The organism is Paraburkholderia sp. BR13439, from assembly GCF_040948805.1.
Lineage (GTDB): Bacteria > Pseudomonadota > Gammaproteobacteria > Burkholderiales > Burkholderiaceae > Paraburkholderia > Paraburkholderia youngii.
This window is the reverse complement of the sequence record NZ_JBFPKN010000008.1, coordinates 80251-97725: the sequence shown is the minus strand read 5'-3', so window position 1 is coordinate 97725 and position 17475 is coordinate 80251. Positions and strand designations below refer to the sequence as shown.

Below are 17475 nucleotides of genomic sequence, written 5' to 3'. Positions count from 1 at the left end.
CGCCAAATTAAGGGAGATTCGCCGTATTAACGGCCGCGAAGCGGTGTCACTTTAACCGAATCGTCCCGGCGACTGAACCGCGCGTCTCCTTACCGGATGTTTTTCTCGGCGCGCAGCTAAAGATTTCCCCGCTTGCGTCGTTATCTCGTTCTGATGGGGCGGCCTGCTATCTCCCGGCCGCCCGGACTAGCGGACAAGCAGTCCCGCCCGCGGACGAACCCAGGTTGCCAGCGACGAACATGGAAGCGAACACGATCACCGCGCCCCGCCGGGGCTCCTTGCGCACGGTCATCGACCGGCTGCGGGCGTTCGGCCGGCGCGAGGACGACGACCGGCCGAGCAGCGCGAACCGCCCGCCCCCACTGGAACAGGTGGTCGGCGCGGTCGACCTGCTCGCGCACGTCGACGATGCGTTGCGCTTCATCTACGTGTCGGATGCGAGCCTGCGCTTCATCGGCTATCACCGCGAATACCTGAAAACCGCGACGCTGCACGATCTGGTCGCGCCCGCCGACGTGCCGCGCCTCGATGCGCTGCTCAAGCAGGCGGCGGCTTCGGGCAACGTCGAGAAAGCGACGCTCGGGCTCCTCAAGTCGCTGACCTATCCGATCACGGTCGAGCTGCGGGTCGTGCGCAGCAATCACGACGGCGTCGATGGCTACGCGATCGCCGGCTTCGACGTGTCGTCGTGGCGCGCCACCGAAGAGCGGCTGACCCAGGCGCTGCATCTGGACCGGCTGACCAGTCTGCCGAACCAGTCGGGTTTGGTGCACGCGCTGCTCGATGCACAACAGAAGGCCGATGCGCACGGCACGCCGGTCGCGCTGCTGCTGCTCGATCTCGACGACTATCAGCGGGTGAACCGCGCGCTCGGCTACGACGCCGGCGACGAGATGCTGCGCGACACGTCGCGGCGCCTGTTGAACATGACGAGCCCGAGCGAAACGATCGCGCGGATCGCCAGCGACGAGTTCGCGATCCTCGTGAAGCCGGCCGCGAGCCGCACCGACGCGGCGGCCGCCGCCGAAGCGCTGGCGCGGCGTCTGTTGACCGCGATCCAGCAGCCGTATGTGTTCAAGGGTCAACAGGTGCACCTGTCGGCCAGCATCGGCATCGCGCTGTACCCGGACGTGCGTCACGCCAACGACACCGGCGGCCACGACACGCACCTGCTGCGCTGGGCCGACCACGCGTTGTTGCAGGCGAAGGCCGCGGGCGGCAACACGCTCGCGTTCTACGTGCCGGACGACAACCCGGCCGACGCCGAGCGTCTGAAACTCGAGGCCGACCTCTACGACGGCGTACGCAACGGCGAGTTTTCGCTACACTTCCAGCCGATCACGAGCAGCCGCACGCGGGGCGTGGTCGGTGTCGAGGCCTTGATCCGCTGGACGCATCCGGTGCATGGCCTCGTGCCGCCGTCGATGTTCATTCCGCTCGCGGAGTCGATCGGGCTCATCAACTTCCTCGGCAACTGGGTGCTGAAGGTCGCGTGCATGCAGCTGATCCAGTGGGACGCGAAGGGCATTGCGCTGCAGTACGTGGCCGTCAACGTGTCGCCGCAGCAGTTTCGCGATCCGCGCTTCAAGGACTCGGTGCGCGAGGCGATCGAGCTGACCGGCATCGATCCGCGCCGGCTCGTGTTCGAGATCACCGAAAGTCTGCTAATGCACGACCCGGCGCACGCGAAGGGCTTGCTCGAAGACCTGACCGCGATGGGCATCCGCTTCGCAGTCGACGACTTCGGCACCGGCTATTCGAGCCTCGCGTACCTGCAACGCTTTCCGCTCGCGAAGCTGAAGATCGACCGGAGTTTCGTCGAGAATCTGCTAACCTCGCGAAACGATCAGGCAATCGTTAGCGCTGTCGTCGGCCTTGCGCAGACGCTCGATCTCGAACTGGTTGCCGAGGGCGTCGAAACGGAAGCGCAGCGCACCCTGCTCACCGAGATGGGCTGCGATCACATTCAGGGCTGGCTCGTCTGCAAGGCGCTGCCGTCCGAAGAGCTTGCGCAGCGCTTCGAAACGCGCGAGCTTCAGCTGCACGGCGCATAACGGGCGATGCGGACACGACGCCCTGGCAGCGCAACAAGCCGGCTTGCGACCGGCACGGCATTCACTGGAACACGTATGGCATTTGCGGGACACACATGGTAAAGGCGGCAGTGCTCGACCGGCTCTGGACGCGAATGAGCGAGCGCGGCGATTTCCCTATGCTGTCGCAATCGCTGCGCACCACCATGGCGGCAGTGACCAACGACGACCTCGACTTCACCGGCCTCGTGCAAGTGGTGCTGTCGGACTTCGCGCTCACGCAGAAGGTGCTCCGGCTCGCGAACTCGGCGATGTACATGGCGTTCGGCGGCAATATCACGACCGTGTCGCGCGCGCTGATGGTGCTCGGCATGGATGCGGTCGGTCACCTCGTAGTCGGTCTGAAGATCGTCGATCACTTTCATCAAAGCGCGCCGCGCCGCATCGACGCGAAACTCGAATTGAACCGCACGCTGCTGTCGGGCTGCGTCGCGCGCAAGCTGACCGAGCGCGGCGACCTGCGCGCCGGCGAGGAAGCGGTGGTCTGCACGCTGATGCGGCAGATCGGCAAGCTGCTGGTCGTGTTCTATCTCGACGCCGAATGGGATCAGATTCGCCGCCATATCGACGGCGGCGCACTCGAAGCCGACGCGTGCGTGCTCGTGCTCGGCGTCACCTTCGATGAAATCGGCGCCGAAGCCGCGGTGCGCTGGCGCCTGCCCGACACGATCCGCTCCGGCATGGGCGAGTTCGATCCGGAAGACGTGACGCAACCGCGCCAGGTGCAGTGGCTACGCGCGATCACCAACTACTCGACCGCGGTCGCCGACGTGCTCACGCAGCAGAACATGCCCGAGGGGGAACGCGAGGCGCGCATCGGCGAGCTTGCGCACGAGTACTGCAGCGCGCTGAACACCGACCCCGAAGTGCTGCTGCAGATGAGCGTCGCGCTCGCGCGCGAGGATGGCGGCGACAGCGTGATGCGCGAAATCGTCGAGCTGCGCGCCAATGCCGATGCGATCGCGCGCGAGGCGCTCACGCCCGAGGCGCGCATCGAGGTCGGGGTAAAGGATCTGCGCGACCTGCCCGAAGGCAGCCCGCTCGCGCCGGCGCTCGCGATGGCCGCCGAAACCGTGCTCGCGGCGCTCGGCTTCGCGCGCACCGTGGTCTACGTCAAGCATAGCAACGGCACGTTCAAGGCGCGCATCGGCTTCGGGCCGAAGATCGACGCGGCGCTGCCGAAGCTCGCGTTCAGCACCGCGTTCGAGCCCGATGTGTTTCATCTCGCGATCGCGAACTCGGTTGGCATCTTCATCGAGAATGCGCGCGATCCGAAGATGGTCGCGCGGCTGCCCGAGTGGTTCCGGCGCTCGTTCGACGACGCGCGCGCGTTCGTGCTGCTGCCGATCATCGACGAAACCGATCAGACCGTCGCGCTGCTCTACGGCGACTGGTCGCATACGCAGGAGGCGCGCCGCATCTCACAGAAGGAGATGGGCGTGCTCAACGAACTGGCAAAGGAGTTGGGACGTTTTTTCGGCCAGGGGCAGATGCGGGAAATGGAGACGATGTGAAGACCTGGCGTGATCGCTGATCACTCTGCTTCACCTTGATTCTTTCCGTGTTTGCCCGAAAACGATTTTATCCGGGCATCTGTGGGGCTTTCACCCCACTCAATCCTCGATCCGCTCCAGCCCTTGCGCGCTGCGATCCGCGACACCGGCCCATGCGCCGGCCGCGAGACCCATCTGCGCGACCTCTTCCAGCGTCAACGGCGCAAGACGTTCGGACAACGTGGCGACGCGCTCCCATGCGCCGCCTTCGAGCGCCTCGACCGCGCTCAGCAGCAAGCCCAGCCTGCCCTCGCGATGCAGGATCGCGGCCTGGATGGGCCGCGACAGCGTGAGGATGTTCAGCGTTTTTTCGAGCGAGCCACCGAACACCGCATCGACGAACGAAAACACGCCGGTCAGGAAGGCCGCGTCGGCTTCGTCGCGGCCCGCTTCGGGCATGCGTTCGATCGCGAGCTCCATGAAGCGCGCGCGCGTGGCCGCGAGTTGCAGCAGAGGGTCGTCTTCGAGCGCGACCTTGCGGCCGTCGGCGTAGAGCAACAGCTGCGTCCAGCGCGCGATGCGATCGGTGCCCGTCGCGTTGATCGCGTCGCGCAGCGTCGTCACCTTGTGACCGACCGCGAGGCCGCTCGAATTCGCGAGCTTCATCAGATGCATGACGAGCACCGGATTCAGCTTCAGCTCGGCTTCGAGCTGCGCGACCGTCGGGTCGCCCGCGAGCAGTTGCAGCAGATTGAGCAGCGCGTGGCGCGGCGCGCTGACGCTGCGACTCGATGCGCTTTGCGCCCGCGCGAAGTAATAGCCCTGGAAGCGGTCGAAGCCGAGCTCATGCACCGTTTCGAAGTCGGCCTGCGCATCGACACCCGATGCGAGCAGCAGTTTGCCCGCCGACTTCAGCACGCTCGCGAGCTTCGGCAACAGCGCGCGCGGCGTGCGCGGGACGTCGATCTTGACGACTTCGGCGTACGGCAGCAGCTTCGCGAAAGTCTCGTTGGGCTGCGTGACGTCGTCGAGCGCGAAGCGATAGCGGCGGCCATGCAGATACACGAGACGTGCGATCAACTCGTCATCGACTTCGAGCGATGAAGGCAGCTCGAGCATGAAGCGTTCCGCGGGGAGTCGCAGGATCGCGTCGTCGAGCAGCAGCTCGCGGCTCACGTCGACGTAGGCCGGATGGCCAGTCAGCGCGCCGCGTACGTCGCTTTGCACGAGCCCGCGCACGATCGCGCGCGCGACGCGTTGCACCGGCGTCGGCGCGCGACCCGGCAACGCGTCGGCGTTGGGATGAAGATCGGTATGGGTTCGTGGGGCGCTGAGGTCCGCGTCGGCGAGCGGCAGCTCCGGCGCACGCACCTTGATCTCGTAACCGCACAGCATGCCGTCCCGATTCAGAATGGGCTGCCGCGCGTAGCTGGCGACGAGCGACGCGTCGTCGGTCGTGCCGCCGTGGCTCAGAGTCTCGATTGCGATGGTGGTCATTCCAGTCCCCCGCTCGGCGCCGCTGGCGCCTGGCCGCTATGTTCTGTTTTTTCGCTGCACGTAAGCGCGTTTCCATGACGTTGGAAGCTCGTCGACGCGCGGCAACGTGCGTCGCAATTTTATCGCAGCGTCATTGGGCACGAACAGGCTTGCAAGGCAATATCTCGAAATATTTGTTGAACGTTTGCGACCCGCGTGCAAAAAGCAAAACGGCCGCATCAGCGGCCGTTTTGCACATTTCGATGCAGCGTTACTTCAGCACGACTTTCACGTCGAAGTATTTGGCGGCGAGGCGGTCGATCGTGCCATCGGCCTTCAGCTCCTTCAACGCGCCGTTCAGCGCATCCTTGAGCGCCTTGTCGTTCTTGCGCACACCGTAGCCGACACCCGCGCCGAGCAGCTTGTCGTCGCTCACGGCCGGACCGGCGAACTCGAAGCCCGCGCCCTGCGGTTTCTTCAGAAAGCCCTTCGATGCCGCTTCGGCGTCCTGGAACGACGCATCGAGACGACCCGACGCAAGGTCCGCGTAAATCTGATCCTGGGTCTGATACGGCACGACATCGACACCGGCCGGCGCCCAGCGCGCCTTCGCATAGGTTTCCTGGATCGTGCCCTGCAGCACGCCGACGTGCTTGCCCTTCAGCGATGCGGGCGTAGGCTGCAGAGCGCTGCCCTTCTTCGCGATCATCTGATTCGGGATCGTGTAGATCGGATCGGTGAAGTCGATTGCCTGGCGACGCTGGTCGGTGATCGTCATGTCCGAGTTGATCGCGCTGAACTTGCGCGCTTCGAGCGCCGGGATCAGGCCGTCGAACGAATTCTCGACCCACACGCATCTGGCCTTCAGCTTCGCGCATACGGCATTGCCGACGTCGATATCGAAGCCCTGCAGCTCGCCCGCGGGCGACTTCGATTCGAACGGCGCATACGAAGCCTCGACGCCGAAGCGCATTTCCTTGATCTCAGACGCCGACGCTGTGCCTGCCGTCAAGGCCGCCGTCGCGAACAGCGCGAGCGCGGCCAGGTTGGGCCAATTCTTCTTCATTACGGGTGTTCCTTTACGGTGTTGACTGAAACGGAGCCGATTCGGCGCGCACAGGCGGATTACGCCGGCCGCGCTTCGGACTCGCGCGGCCGGCGTAACCGGTAGATGCGTCAGCCGCGAAGCCCGCGATTGTACACGGGACCTGTCTAGACAAGCTTGGGCAGCGTCTCGGCGGTGGTATCGATGACGAGCAGACCGGCGCGCAGGCCGGGCTTGACCGCCGGGTTCGGAAACACGATGCGCTCTTCGTCGCGCTGCACCGTGTATTGATAGTCGCCGTCGCGCGCGAGCAGGGTGCCCTTTGCGAGCGGCGTGAAGTTCGGCACGTCGGGCGCGAGCAGCAGCTCGAATGCGTCGCTTTGCTTGGTCAGCTGATCGACGACGGTGAACACGCGCGGCAGCGTAGCTTGCGCGTCGCCTCGTGCGTTCATTCGCGTGCCGGCGAGCAGCGCGCGCACCGCGAGATCCGCGCCCTCGAAGCGCGTCAGGTCGTTCTGGCCGAACGGCCGCACCTTGCCGAGTTCGAGCGTACACGCATCAGCGCCGCACGCTTGCGCGGTAAAGTGCGAATAGGTGTTGCCCTTCGTCGTGTGCAGCAGCACCGCACTGATGCGCGCGTCGCCGAGCCATTTAAACATCGCGCGCGAAAAGGGCTTGCCGGTATGCGGCAGCAGCGCGAAGCGCTCGAATACCGACGCGCGGATCGCTGTATGCATGTCGATATGCCAGCGCGCCCCGGGCGCGTCGGACGCGTCCGCGAAAAAGCGCGTCGCGGCCTGTTCGAGCGCGGCCGCGCGCGGCGCTTCGTGACTGTGCGGCAGTTGCAGATGACGGCCGCTGAACAGCCGGTTCAGATCGTCGTCGCGATAGCGGCCGCCGTCGCGCATCGCATCGATGTTGCCGAGAATCACGAGCAGCCGGCACGCGAGCGCCGCGCGGCCCTGCGCGATATCGGCGACGATGCGCGACAGCAGTTCGATCGGCGCGGTCTCGTCGCCATGCACGCCGGCCGAGACGAGCACGCTGCGGACGCCCGCATGCTGCTGCGCGGGCTCGATGACGAGCACGCCGTCGCCCTGCCACGTCCAGCGCACACCGTTCGCACACGTGCCTTGCGCTTGATGCGCGGCAGGCCGCGAACCCGCGAGCGTCCACGCGAGAAAATCGTCGAGCATCGCGCTCGGGGCGGACATTGCGTAATCAGCGCTGGAAGTCATACAGCGAGCCCAGAGCGAGGATTTGCGTCAGCTCATCGAGCGCGGTGCGCGATTCGACCAGCAGTTGCGGATCGCTGAGATCGGCCGGCGCGAGTCGATCGCGATAGTGCTTTTCGATCCACGCATCGAGTCGGCCGAACAGCCTGTCGTCGATCCACACGCCCGGCGCGACCGCCGCCCGCTCGGTGTCGTCGAGTACGACGCGCAGACGCAGACAGGCGGGGCCGCCACCGTTCTTCATGCTCTCGCGCAGATCGAACACGAGCACTTCGTCGATCGGACCGCTGTGCGAAGTCAGCTCATCCAGGTAAGCGGCGACGCGCGGATTTTCGCGGCACTCCTGCGGCACGACCAGCACCTGCTTGCCATCGGGCCGAGTCAGCAGCTGGCTGTTGAACAGATACGACGTCACCGCATCGGCGACGCTGACCTGCGCGTCGGGCACTTCGATCACGTTAAAGCTCGCGTGAAGGTTCGCGAGCTTCGAGCGCAACTCGTCGTACACCGCTTGCTGATCGACGAACGCGAGCTGATGGCAGAACAGCGTGTTGCGATTGCCGACCGCGATCACGTCGTTATGGAACACGCCCGCGTCGATCACTTCCGGGTTCTGCTGTGCATAGACCGTCGCCGCGTCCTGCAAGCCATGACGATGCGCGACCGCGCGGCTCGCCTCGAACGTCTGACGCGCCGGATAGCGCTTCGGCTCCCGCCCGCGACGATACTCGCTGCGGCCATACACGAAGAATTCGACGCCGCGCGCCCGGTATTGCTCGCAAAAGCGCGTGTGATTCGCCGCGCCCTCGTCGCCGAGCGCGGGCGTGCCGGGCAGCGCCTCGTGCACCACGAAGCGGTCGGTGTCGCTGAACATCGCCCGCAGCGTGCGGCGCGTCGATTCATGCTCGATCGCGCGATGCAGCTTGCTGCACAGATTGGCCGGCGTGAAATGCACGCGGCCGTCGTGCGTATCCGCGGACGGGCTCACCGTCGCCGCGTTCGCGGTCCACATCGCGGATGCTGAACTCGCCGCCGCGAGCAGTTCGGGCGCGTTCTTCGCGACGCGCTCGATCACCGAAGCGTCGTCGCCGGAAAAGCCGAGCTCGCGCAACAGACGCATCGACGGACGCTCTTGCGGCGGCAGCACGCCCTGATGAAAGCCGAGGTCCGCCAACTGCTTCATCTTGCGCAGACCCTGGCGCGCGGCGGCCTTCGGATTCGCGACCGACTTCTCGTTGCTCTGCGACGCGACGTTGCCGAACGACAAGCCCGCGTAGTTGTGAGTCGGGCCGACCAGGCCGTCGAAATTGGCTTCAGTGGCTTGCAGCATCGTCGATCCTTAGAATTGAAGACCCGGCGAGACGCTCGCGGGCATGTTCAGTTGCGCGCTTTCGACAGAGGCCATCGGGTACGCGCAGTAATCGGCCGCATAGTACGCGCTCGGCCGATGATTGCCCGAGCGGCCCGGGCCACCGAACGGCGCACCCGAAGAAGCGCCATTGGTGGGCCGGTTCCAGTTGACGATGCCCGCGCGTATCGTGCGCTGGAAATGCGTCCACAGCGCTTCGTCGTCGGCGAGCAGGCCCGCGGACAGACCGAACTCCGTATCGTTCGCCTGTTCGAGCGCGTCGTCGAAGTTGCGGTAGCGGATGATCTGCGCGAGCGGGCCGAAGTGCTCCTCGTCGGGCAGGTCCTTCACGTCGGTCACATCGAGAATCGCGGGCGTCACGAAGCCGAGTTGCGGATCGCGCTGCTCCATCTTCAACAGCGCCTTCGCGCCGCTCGCGAGCAGACGCTCCTGCGCGGCGATCAAACGCGAGGCCGCGCGCGCCGACACCACCGCGCCCATGAACGGCTGCGGCTCGGCGTTGTATTCGCCGACGCCGATGCGCGCGGTGACTTCCGTCAGGCGCGCGAGGAAACGCTCGCCGAACGCATCGTCGGGCACGAAGATGCGACGCGCGCACGTGCAGCGCTGCCCCGCCGACAGAAACGCCGATTGAATCGTGTGGTGCACGGCGGCGTCGAGGTCAGCGACCGGGCCGATCACGAGCGGGTTGTTGCCGCCCATCTCGAGTGCGAGCACGATCTCTGGACGGCCGCCGAACTGTTTGTGCAGCAATGTTCCCGTATCCGAACTACCGGTAAAGAACAGCCCATCGATCTGCCGGTGATTCGCGAGCGCGACGCCGGTGTCCTTCTCACCCTGCACCAGATTCAGCACGCCGGCGGGCAGTCCCGCATCGCGCCAGATTTGCACCGTGAGCGCCGCGACGCCGGGCGCCAGTTCGGACGGCTTGAACACGACCGCGTTACCGGCGATCAGCGCGGGCACGATATGCCCGTTCGGCAGATGGCCCGGGAAGTTGTACGGCCCGAACACCGCCACCACGCCATGCGGACGATGCCGCAGCACGGCGGTGCCGTCCGCCATCGCCGAGCGCTTTTCGCCGGTGCGCTCGTTGTACGACTGGATCGAGATCTCGACCTTCGCGGCCATCGACGCCGCTTCGGTGCGCGCTTCCCACAGCGGCTTGCCGGTCTCCCGGCCGATCGCTTCGGCGAGCGCTTCCTTGCGCTCGGTCACGAGCGCGGCGAAGCGGCGCACCACCGCGCAACGCGCGTCGAGCGTCAGCGCCGACCATGCGGCGAACGCGCGGCGCGCGCTGCGTACCGCGCGATCGACGTCGTCCGCCGATGCGCTATTGCCTTGCCACACCACCGCGCCCGTGCCGGGATTGTGCGATGCGAATACGGGTCCTGTGCCGGCGACCCATTCGCCGGCGATGAAAAGCTCGCTCATGATCATCCTTGTTTGTGTTTCACCGGCAGCACCCGCAGCGGATCGCCTGCCTTTACCCGAAGCGCGTCGGCTTCGGCCGCGCTGAGGCGGAACACACCGTTGCGCGCCACGCCCGCCACGACGCCGACACGAAAATCGCCGAGCGACGTATTCGATACCATCGACTTCAGTCCGTCCTGCGCGGCCGGCTCTGCCGCGTCGCCGATCTCAGCCGCTACCAGCACGCTCTCGCGCACGGTGCGCAAGTCGGCGATATGGCATTCGAGCACCGGACCCGCATCGAAAATATCGACGTGGTTCTCGTAGCGCAGCCCTTCGGCTTCGAGCATCCGGCGCGCGGGGATCGTGTCGCTATGCGTGAGACCGACGCAGCGCTGCGCTTCTTCCGGCAACAGCTCGACGTACACCGGATAGCGCGGCATCAGCTCGGCGAGAAACGCCTTGCGGCCGTGCGAGCTCAGATAGTCGGCAGCGTTGAAATCGATCTGGTAAAAGTGCGAGCCGACCGCGCGCCAGAACGGCGACGTGCCCTGCTCGTCGAAATGGCCGCGCAGTTCCGCGCACAGACGCTGCGGAAAGCGCTCGCGAAACTGCGCGAGAAACATGAAGCGCGAGCGCGACAGCAAGCCGCCGACGCCGCTCGTGCGATAACGCGGGCTCAGGAACAGCGAGCACACTTCCGCATAACCGGTGAGGTCGTGCGAGATATTCAGCGCGTGCATGCGGGTCCAGATGCCGAGATCCTGGCTCGCGTGCACGACCGTGCTCACGCGATAGTTGTAGAACGGCTGCTGCAGCCCCACCTCCGCTTCGATCCCGCAGACACCCGCCACGTCGCCGGTGGCCGTGTCTTCCATCACGAAGAAATAGCCGGCCTCGTGCGGTTCCGCCTGATCTTCCATCGTGCGGCGCGCGCGTTCGACCCGCGCCGCGAGCGCATCGCGATCCGGCTTGAATGTGGTCAGGCCCGGCCCGGTTTCCTGCGCGAGCCGCATCAGCGCATCCACATCGCCTCGTTGTACTACGCGAACGACGATCATTGCGCGTCTCCCGATTGTTCGTCCTGCGGCTGATGCAGCGGCACGCAGCGCACCGTATCGCCTTCCCGTACCCCGAGCGCGGCGAGCGCCGCCTGCGACAACACGGCGCCCGACTCCTTGCCCGGCGCGAGTTCGCCGAGCACGCAACGGAACTCGCCGGCGGCGCCGTTGTGCGCGATCAGGTACGTGGCACCGTGCGGCGCCGGTGCCTCGCGCACGACGCGCGTTTCGTTGTGCTTCACGCTGACACTGCGATCCATCTGCGCGGTCAGCACCGGACCCGCGTCGAAGATGTCGACGTAGCGATCGGTCTCGAAGCCTTCCTCGAGATGAATCTCGTACGCGAGCAGCGCGTTCGCATCCGGCTCGCCCAGCACGCGCTGCGCCGCTTCGGGCAACAGTGGCACATACACGGGATAGGTCGGCATCACTTCGGCGATGAACGTGCGGCTGCGGCCGCCCGATTCGACTTCGATGTCGGCGAAATCGCGGCCGAAGAACTTGCGGCCCACCGCTTCCCAGAACGGCGACATGCCGTTTTCGTCGGTGACGCCGAGCAGCAGCGAGAACACCTCGGGCGTGAAGCGCTTGCGATTCGCGGCGATGTACATCATCCGCGCGCGCGACATCAGCTGCGCGGCCGCGTCGCCGCGCAGCGACGGGTCGATGTAGTAGCCCGCGAGCCGGCTCTTGCCGGTCAGCTCGTGCGACATCGTCAGCGCGTGAATCTTGCGATTCACATGCAGCTCACGCGACGCATGAATCAGCGCGTCGTTGCGAAACACGTAGAACGGATCCGCGTAACCGGCCGCCGCGACGATGCTCGCGGTGCCCATCAGCTTGCCGGTGTCCGAATCTTCGAGCACGAACAGATAGAACTCCTCGCCCGGAAAGTCGACCTCCGCGCGAAACGAGTCTTCCGACAACGCGACGCGCGTTTCGAGCGCGCGCCGGTCGTGCGGCAGGGAATGCAGCACCGGTTGCGCGGTGCGCGCCATTTGCTCGAGCGCATCGAGATCGGCAAGGCGGGCGGGACGTACGAAGTACATCATCGTTCCTGTTGAATGTGACGCGTGAATCGCCGCATCGGCGTGGGCGTGCGGAGCTGTCTGAACATCAATGCGACGCCGCCTGCGCATTCGCGCCGACGAGTTCGCCGAACGCCTTCTCGAGACGCGCGAAACCTTCGGCCATGTCGTCGAGCGGCATGATCAGCGACGGCACGAAGCGCAGCACGTCCGGGCCTGCCATCAGCATGATCACGCCGTGCTGGCCGGCCGCGGTGACGAAGTCCTTCGCGCGTCCCCGATACGCGTCGTTCAGTTCGGCGCCGATCAGCAGACCCTTGCCGCGCACTTCGCTGAAAAGCCCTAACCGCTGGTTCAACTTCGCGAGATGGCCTTTCAGCACTTCGCTGCGCGAGCGCACGCCTTCGAGCAGCTTCGGGTCGCTGACGAGTTCGACAACTTTTTCCGCGATCGCCGAGCCGAGCGGATTGCCGCCGTAGGTCGTGCCGTGCACGCCGACCTTGAAGTGCGCGGCGAGCTCTTTGGTGGTCAGCATCGCGCCGATCGGGAAGCCGTTGCCGAGCGCCTTTGCGGTGGTCAGGATGTCGGGCGTCACGCCGGTGTCCTGGTACGCGTAGAAGTAGCCGCTGCGGCCCACGCCGGTTTGCACTTCGTCGAAAATCAGCACCGCGTTGTGCTGATCGCACGCTTCGCGAAGTGCTTTGAGGAACGCCGGATCCGCCGGGATCACGCCGCCCTCGCCCTGGATCGGCTCGACGATCACCGCGCAGGTCTGCGCGCCGATCGCCTTTTTCGCCGCTTCGATGTCGTTGTACGGCAGATGCGTGATGCCGGCCGGCACCGGGCCGAAGCCTTCCGAATACTTCGGCTGGCCGCCCACGCTGACGGTGAACAGCGTGCGGCCGTGGAACGACTGCGTGAACGAAATGATTTCGGCTTTCTGCTCGCCGTAACGGTCGAACGCGACGCGGCGCGCGAGCTTCAGCGCGGCCTCGTTCGCCTCGGCGCCCGAGTTCGCGAAGAACGCGCGGTCGGCGAAGGTGAGGCTTTCGAGGCGCTTCGCGAGACGCAGCACCGGTTCGTTCGTGTAGCCATTGCCGATGTGCCACAGCTTGCTGCCCTGCTCGTGCAGCACCTTCAGCAGCTCCGGATGCGCATGACCGAGCGCGGTGACGGCGATGCCGCCGGCGAAGTCGATATAGTCGCGGCCTTGCGTGTCCCACACGCGCGAGCCGAGACCGCGATCCGGTACGAAGGCGGCGGGAGCAAACACCGGCACCATGACTTCGTCGAAGGTCTGGCGTGTCACAGTCAGGTCGTTCATGGCTAATCCTTTTACGGGTGACAGGTAATACAGCTAGTGTAGGAAACCGTGCGCGGCGCGTCTTGCGCATACGCGACGCTTTCTATGAGGTTCCGCGCGTCGTCGCGCCACGGCGGGTACTGCGGGCACTTTTCGAGCAGGCGTTTCGTTCGTACTCTGTGAGCGGTTCGTGTCGGGTTTGTGTCGCGCTCGTGTCCGGCTTGGGCGGTGCAGCCGCGCAGCCCGCGCAGCCCGCGCCGGACGTGCCCGGCTTCGCTTTCAGACGGCTTCCAGCTCTCGCACGAGCCATGCCTGATTGCTCGCGCCGCTGTGCATCAATCGAGTTCGGGCCGCTCGATCAGCGCGGCCGGCCGCGGTTCGCTCGCGCCGCCGTGTGCGCCGGTCTGCCGCTCGATCCAGTTGCGGCGATCCTCGCGCGGCGTGACGCCGAAGCGCTCCCGATAAGCATTCGAAAAATGCGCCGCCGACGAAAACCCGCACGCGAGGCTGATCTGCACGACCGATTTGCTGGTGCGCTGCAATTGCATGCGCGCCTTCGACAGCCGCAGCCCGAGATAGTATTTGGACGGCATCGAGCCGAGATACTGGCGAAACAGGCGTTCGAGCTGCCGCCGCGAGACGCCGACGAGGCCGGCGATTTCATCGGTGGTCAGCGGGTCCTCGATATTGGCTTCCATCAGCAGCAGCGCGTCGTTCAGGCGCGGATGACGCTCGCCCGGCGCGGTCACGAACGGAATGCGCTGACGCTCTTCGCCGGCGCGCAACGTCCCGACGCCGAGCGTATCGGCGATCCGCTCCGCCAATTCGGGCCCGTGCTCGCGGCCGATCATCGCGAGCATGAAGTCGACGGTGGCCTGACCGCCCGCGCAGGTCGCGCGATCGCGGTCGATTTCGAAGATCTGCTGCGTGACGATCGAGCGTTCGAACTGTTCGGAGAACTGCTGATAGGTTTCCCAGTTCACGCTGACGCGATAGCCGGACAGCTGCCCCGCCATCGCGAGCCACCACACGCCGTGATGAATGCCGGTGACGAGCGGCGTGCGCTGGCCGACGCGCGCGAGGCTCGCGAGAAACAGACGGTAGTCGGCGAACTGCTGGAACCGCTCGCTGACGATGATCAGCCAGTCGCACGCGATCGCGTCGCCGAACGCGGCATCGGCGGGCCATTGCGCGCCGCCCGACAGCGGCACCGCGCGGCCGTCCCACGAACAGACCTGCACGCGATACAGCGCGCGGCCGTCGATTTCATTGGCGAGATTGAGCGCGTCGACGATCGGCCCGACGCCCGACATCGACACGGGCGGCAATGCGACGATCGCGACCTGGGTCGTGCGAGCCGGGCTGGACGTGCGGGCCATCGGGTGTCCGTGAAAAGCGGGCCGCGCGTTACTTCAGGCTGCCGGACAGGAACTGCTTGAGGCGCTCGCTGCGCGGCGCGCTCAGCACCTCGGCCGGATTGCCCTCCTCCTCGGTGCGGCCCTGGTGCAGGAACATCACATGGTTCGACACATTGCGCGCGAAGCCCATTTCGTGTGTGACGACGATCATCGTGCGGCCTTCCTCGGCGAGCTTCTGCATCACCTTCAGCACTTCGCCGACGAGTTCGGGGTCGAGCGCGGAAGTCGGTTCGTCGAACAGCATCACGTCGGGATGCATCGCGAGAGCCCGCGCAATCGCCACCCGCTGCTGCTGGCCGCCCGACAGATGCGATGGATACTGCTTCTCTAGACGCGGCGCGAGACCGACCTTCTCCAGATATTCGCGCGCGCGATCTTCGGCTTCCTTGCGCTTCAGACCGAGCACATGAATCGGTGCCTCGATGATGTTCTCGAGCACGTTCATGTGCGACCACAGATTGAAGTGCTGGAACACCATCGCGAGCTTCGTGCGGATGCGCTGCAACTGCTTGTGGTCGGCGACTTCGAGATTGCCGGCGCGATCGGTCTTCGTCTTCACCGCCTCGCCATCGACGATGATCTGCCCGGCGTTCGGCCGCTCGAGAAAATTGATGCAACGCAGAAAGGTGCTCTTGCCCGAGCCGCTCGCGCCGATGATGCTGATCACGTCGCCCTTGTTTGCGTTCAGCGACACGCCCTTGAGCACCTCGTTGTCGCCATAGCGCTTGTGGATGTCCTGTACGGCGAGCTTGCAAGCTTCGGTTTGAGTGGTATGGAGCAAGATGCTCTCCCTGAGAAGATACGGATCGGTCTGGTGCGCACGCCGCCGTGCGCTAGCGCGCGGCGCCCGCTGCAATGTCGACGCGCGCTCAATGCGTGCGCACCGCGAGATGCGCGAGCCAGCGGCGCTCGGCGCGCCGGAACAACGCAACCAGCGCAAACGACACCACGAGGTAAATTAATGCCGCGAGCCCGAACGCGTTGAACGACTGGTAGGTCGCCGAGTTCACATCGCGCGCGACCTTCAGGATGTCGGGCACCGTGGCCGTGAACGCGACCGTGGTCGCGTGCAGCATCAGGATCACTTCGTTACTGTACAACGGCAGCGCGCGACGCAGCGCGGACGGTATCACAATGCGCCGGTACATCGTGAACCAGCTCATGCCATAGGCGCGCGCCGCCTCGACTTCGCCATGCGAGGTCGAGCGGATCGCGCCCGCGAAAATCTCGGTCGTGTACGCGCAGGTGTTCAACGCGAACGCCAGGATCGCGCAGTGAAAGCCGCTGCGAAAGAACGCGTCGAGCAGACTGTGCGAGCGCACGAACGCGAGGCTGTACACGCCGGTGTAGATCAACAGCAGCTGCACGTAGAGCGGCGTGCCGCGAAATACGTAGGTGTACAGACGTACCGGCGTCGACAGCCAGCGCTTCTTCGACACGCGCGCGACCGCGAGCGGCACCGCGCACACGAAGCCGATCGCTATCGACGCGACCAGCAGCCACAGCGTGACCGCGAGACCAGACAGGCGCTGCCCGTCCCAGAACAGATACGCCTTCCAGAATTGATTGAGGATATCGATCATGACGTTCAGAGCTCCGCGTGTCGCACGCCGATCGAATAGCGGCGGTTCAGCCAGATCAGCGCGACGTTCGAGACGGTGGTGATCGCCAGATAGATCAGTGCGGCGACGAGGATGAAGAAGAACATGTTGAAGGTGCTCTTGCCGGCGTCCTGCGCGGCTTTGACGACGTCGGCGAGACCGATGATCGACACGAGCGCGGTGGCCTTCACGAGCACCTGCCAGTTGTTGCCGATGCCGGGCAGCGCGAAGCGCATCATCTGTGGAAACAGGATGCGTGTGAACACTCGCACGCCGCTCATGCCGTACGCGCTGCCCGCTTCGAGCTGGCCGCGCGGCACCGCGAGAAAGGCGCCGCGGAAGGTTTCGGTGAAGTACGCGCCGTAGATGAAGCCGAGCGTCAGCACGCCGGCCACGAATGGATCGATGTCGAACTGCGGCAGATCGAGCGCGTCGGTCAGATCGTTGACCGCCATCTGGATGCTGTAGAACAGCAGCAGCATCAGCACGAGGTCGGGCACCGAGCGGATCAGCGTCGTATAGCCGGTCGCGATGGCCCGCAGGGGCCGGTTGAACGAGAGTTTCGCCGCCGCGCCCGCGAGGCCGAGCAACACAGCGGCCGCCAGCGACAGGACGGACAGCTCGATCGTCTGCAGCGTGCCGGCGAGCAGCACGGGACCAAAGCCGTATAGGAACACGCGTGTCTCCATCCAGGTTCGTTGAATTGGCGCGGATGGCGGCAGCTTCGGGGGCGGCTCGCTGCTCCGGCATGGCGCGGAGTCTCGCAAGCGGAAATCAATTTCTCAAATACCGGGCGGGTGGCTTGCTGCGACGCAGCATGGCGCTGCCGGCGCGCGCGGAACGCTCGTAGCGCTTGGTATCACGAGGGTTATCGTTTTGTCAGGTGTGCGGCGCGCGCCTGGCCGCGCCGCGATTTCGCAAAGTTCGGGTCGCTTTTTCG

The 17475-nt window shown here is 65.6% G+C and carries 14 protein-coding genes; 2 read left to right on the top strand and 12 right to left on the bottom strand.

What is annotated here, in order from left to right; translation table 11 throughout:
• Positions 1-239: 239 nt before the first annotated feature.
• Both AB3X96_RS17705 and AB3X96_RS17700 read left to right on the top strand, forming a co-directional pair.
• Positions 240-2054 carry a putative bifunctional diguanylate cyclase/phosphodiesterase gene (locus AB3X96_RS17705; protein ID WP_368590688.1) on the top strand — a complete coding sequence of 605 codons (1815 nt, stop codon included), beginning with the start codon at positions 240-242 and terminating at the stop codon, positions 2052-2054.
• A gap of 95 nt (positions 2055-2149) precedes the next feature.
• Complete coding sequence (locus tag AB3X96_RS17700; RefSeq protein WP_368590687.1) at positions 2150-3607, top strand: HDOD domain-containing protein; 1458 nt, start codon at positions 2150-2152, stop codon at positions 3605-3607.
• 99 nt (positions 3608-3706) lie between these two features.
• Here the strand turns inward: AB3X96_RS17700 and AB3X96_RS17695 are convergent, their stop codons facing one another.
• The 12 genes from AB3X96_RS17695 to AB3X96_RS17640 form a co-directional block, all read right to left on the bottom strand.
• On the bottom strand, positions 3707-5083 hold the full coding sequence (locus AB3X96_RS17695; protein WP_368590686.1) for an EAL and HDOD domain-containing protein: 1377 nt from the start codon (positions 5081-5083) through the stop codon (positions 3707-3709).
• Positions 5084-5333: 250 nt separating this feature from the next.
• On the bottom strand, positions 5334-6128 hold the full coding sequence (locus AB3X96_RS17690) for an ABC transporter substrate-binding protein (protein ID WP_368590685.1): 795 nt from the start codon (positions 6126-6128) through the stop codon (positions 5334-5336).
• Positions 6129-6274: 146 nt separating this feature from the next.
• On the bottom strand, positions 6275-7345 hold the full coding sequence (gene astE, locus AB3X96_RS17685; protein WP_368590684.1) for a succinylglutamate desuccinylase: 1071 nt from the start codon (positions 7343-7345) through the stop codon (positions 6275-6277).
• Positions 7329-8669: an N-succinylarginine dihydrolase gene (gene astB, locus AB3X96_RS17680; RefSeq protein WP_368590843.1), complete on the bottom strand. Its 1341-nt coding sequence runs from the start codon at positions 8667-8669 to the stop codon at positions 7329-7331. Before astB ends, astE begins: the two co-directional genes overlap by 17 nt.
• A 12-nt stretch (positions 8670-8681) precedes the next feature.
• Positions 8682-10145: a succinylglutamate-semialdehyde dehydrogenase gene (gene astD / locus AB3X96_RS17675; protein ID WP_368590683.1), complete on the bottom strand. Its 1464-nt coding sequence runs from the start codon at positions 10143-10145 to the stop codon at positions 8682-8684.
• A gap of 2 nt (positions 10146-10147) precedes the next feature.
• Positions 10148-11185: an arginine N-succinyltransferase gene (astA, locus tag AB3X96_RS17670; protein ID WP_152852184.1), complete on the bottom strand. Its 1038-nt coding sequence runs from the start codon at positions 11183-11185 to the stop codon at positions 10148-10150.
• Entirely contained in the window at positions 11182-12234 is a 1053-nt protein-coding gene (gene aruF / locus AB3X96_RS17665) for an arginine/ornithine succinyltransferase subunit alpha (RefSeq protein ID WP_368590682.1), read from the bottom strand. Before aruF ends, astA begins: the two co-directional genes overlap by 4 nt.
• A 67-nt stretch (positions 12235-12301) precedes the next feature.
• Complete coding sequence (locus AB3X96_RS17660) at positions 12302-13537, bottom strand: aspartate aminotransferase family protein (RefSeq protein ID WP_368590681.1); 1236 nt, start codon at positions 13535-13537, stop codon at positions 12302-12304.
• A gap of 314 nt (positions 13538-13851) precedes the next feature.
• On the bottom strand, positions 13852-14895 hold the full coding sequence (locus AB3X96_RS17655; protein WP_176108960.1) for a GlxA family transcriptional regulator: 1044 nt from the start codon (positions 14893-14895) through the stop codon (positions 13852-13854).
• A gap of 28 nt (positions 14896-14923) precedes the next feature.
• Complete coding sequence (locus AB3X96_RS17650) at positions 14924-15715, bottom strand: ABC transporter ATP-binding protein (RefSeq protein ID WP_176120081.1); 792 nt, start codon at positions 15713-15715, stop codon at positions 14924-14926.
• A gap of 88 nt (positions 15716-15803) precedes the next feature.
• Positions 15804-16517, bottom strand: a complete 714-nt coding sequence (locus tag AB3X96_RS17645) for an ABC transporter permease (RefSeq protein ID WP_013089088.1) — start codon at positions 16515-16517, stop codon at positions 15804-15806.
• 5 nt (positions 16518-16522) lie between these two features.
• A complete protein-coding gene (locus tag AB3X96_RS17640) occupies positions 16523-17212 on the bottom strand; it encodes an ABC transporter permease (protein WP_176110610.1) in 690 nt (229 codons plus the stop codon).
• Positions 17213-17475: the final 263 nt, after the last annotated feature.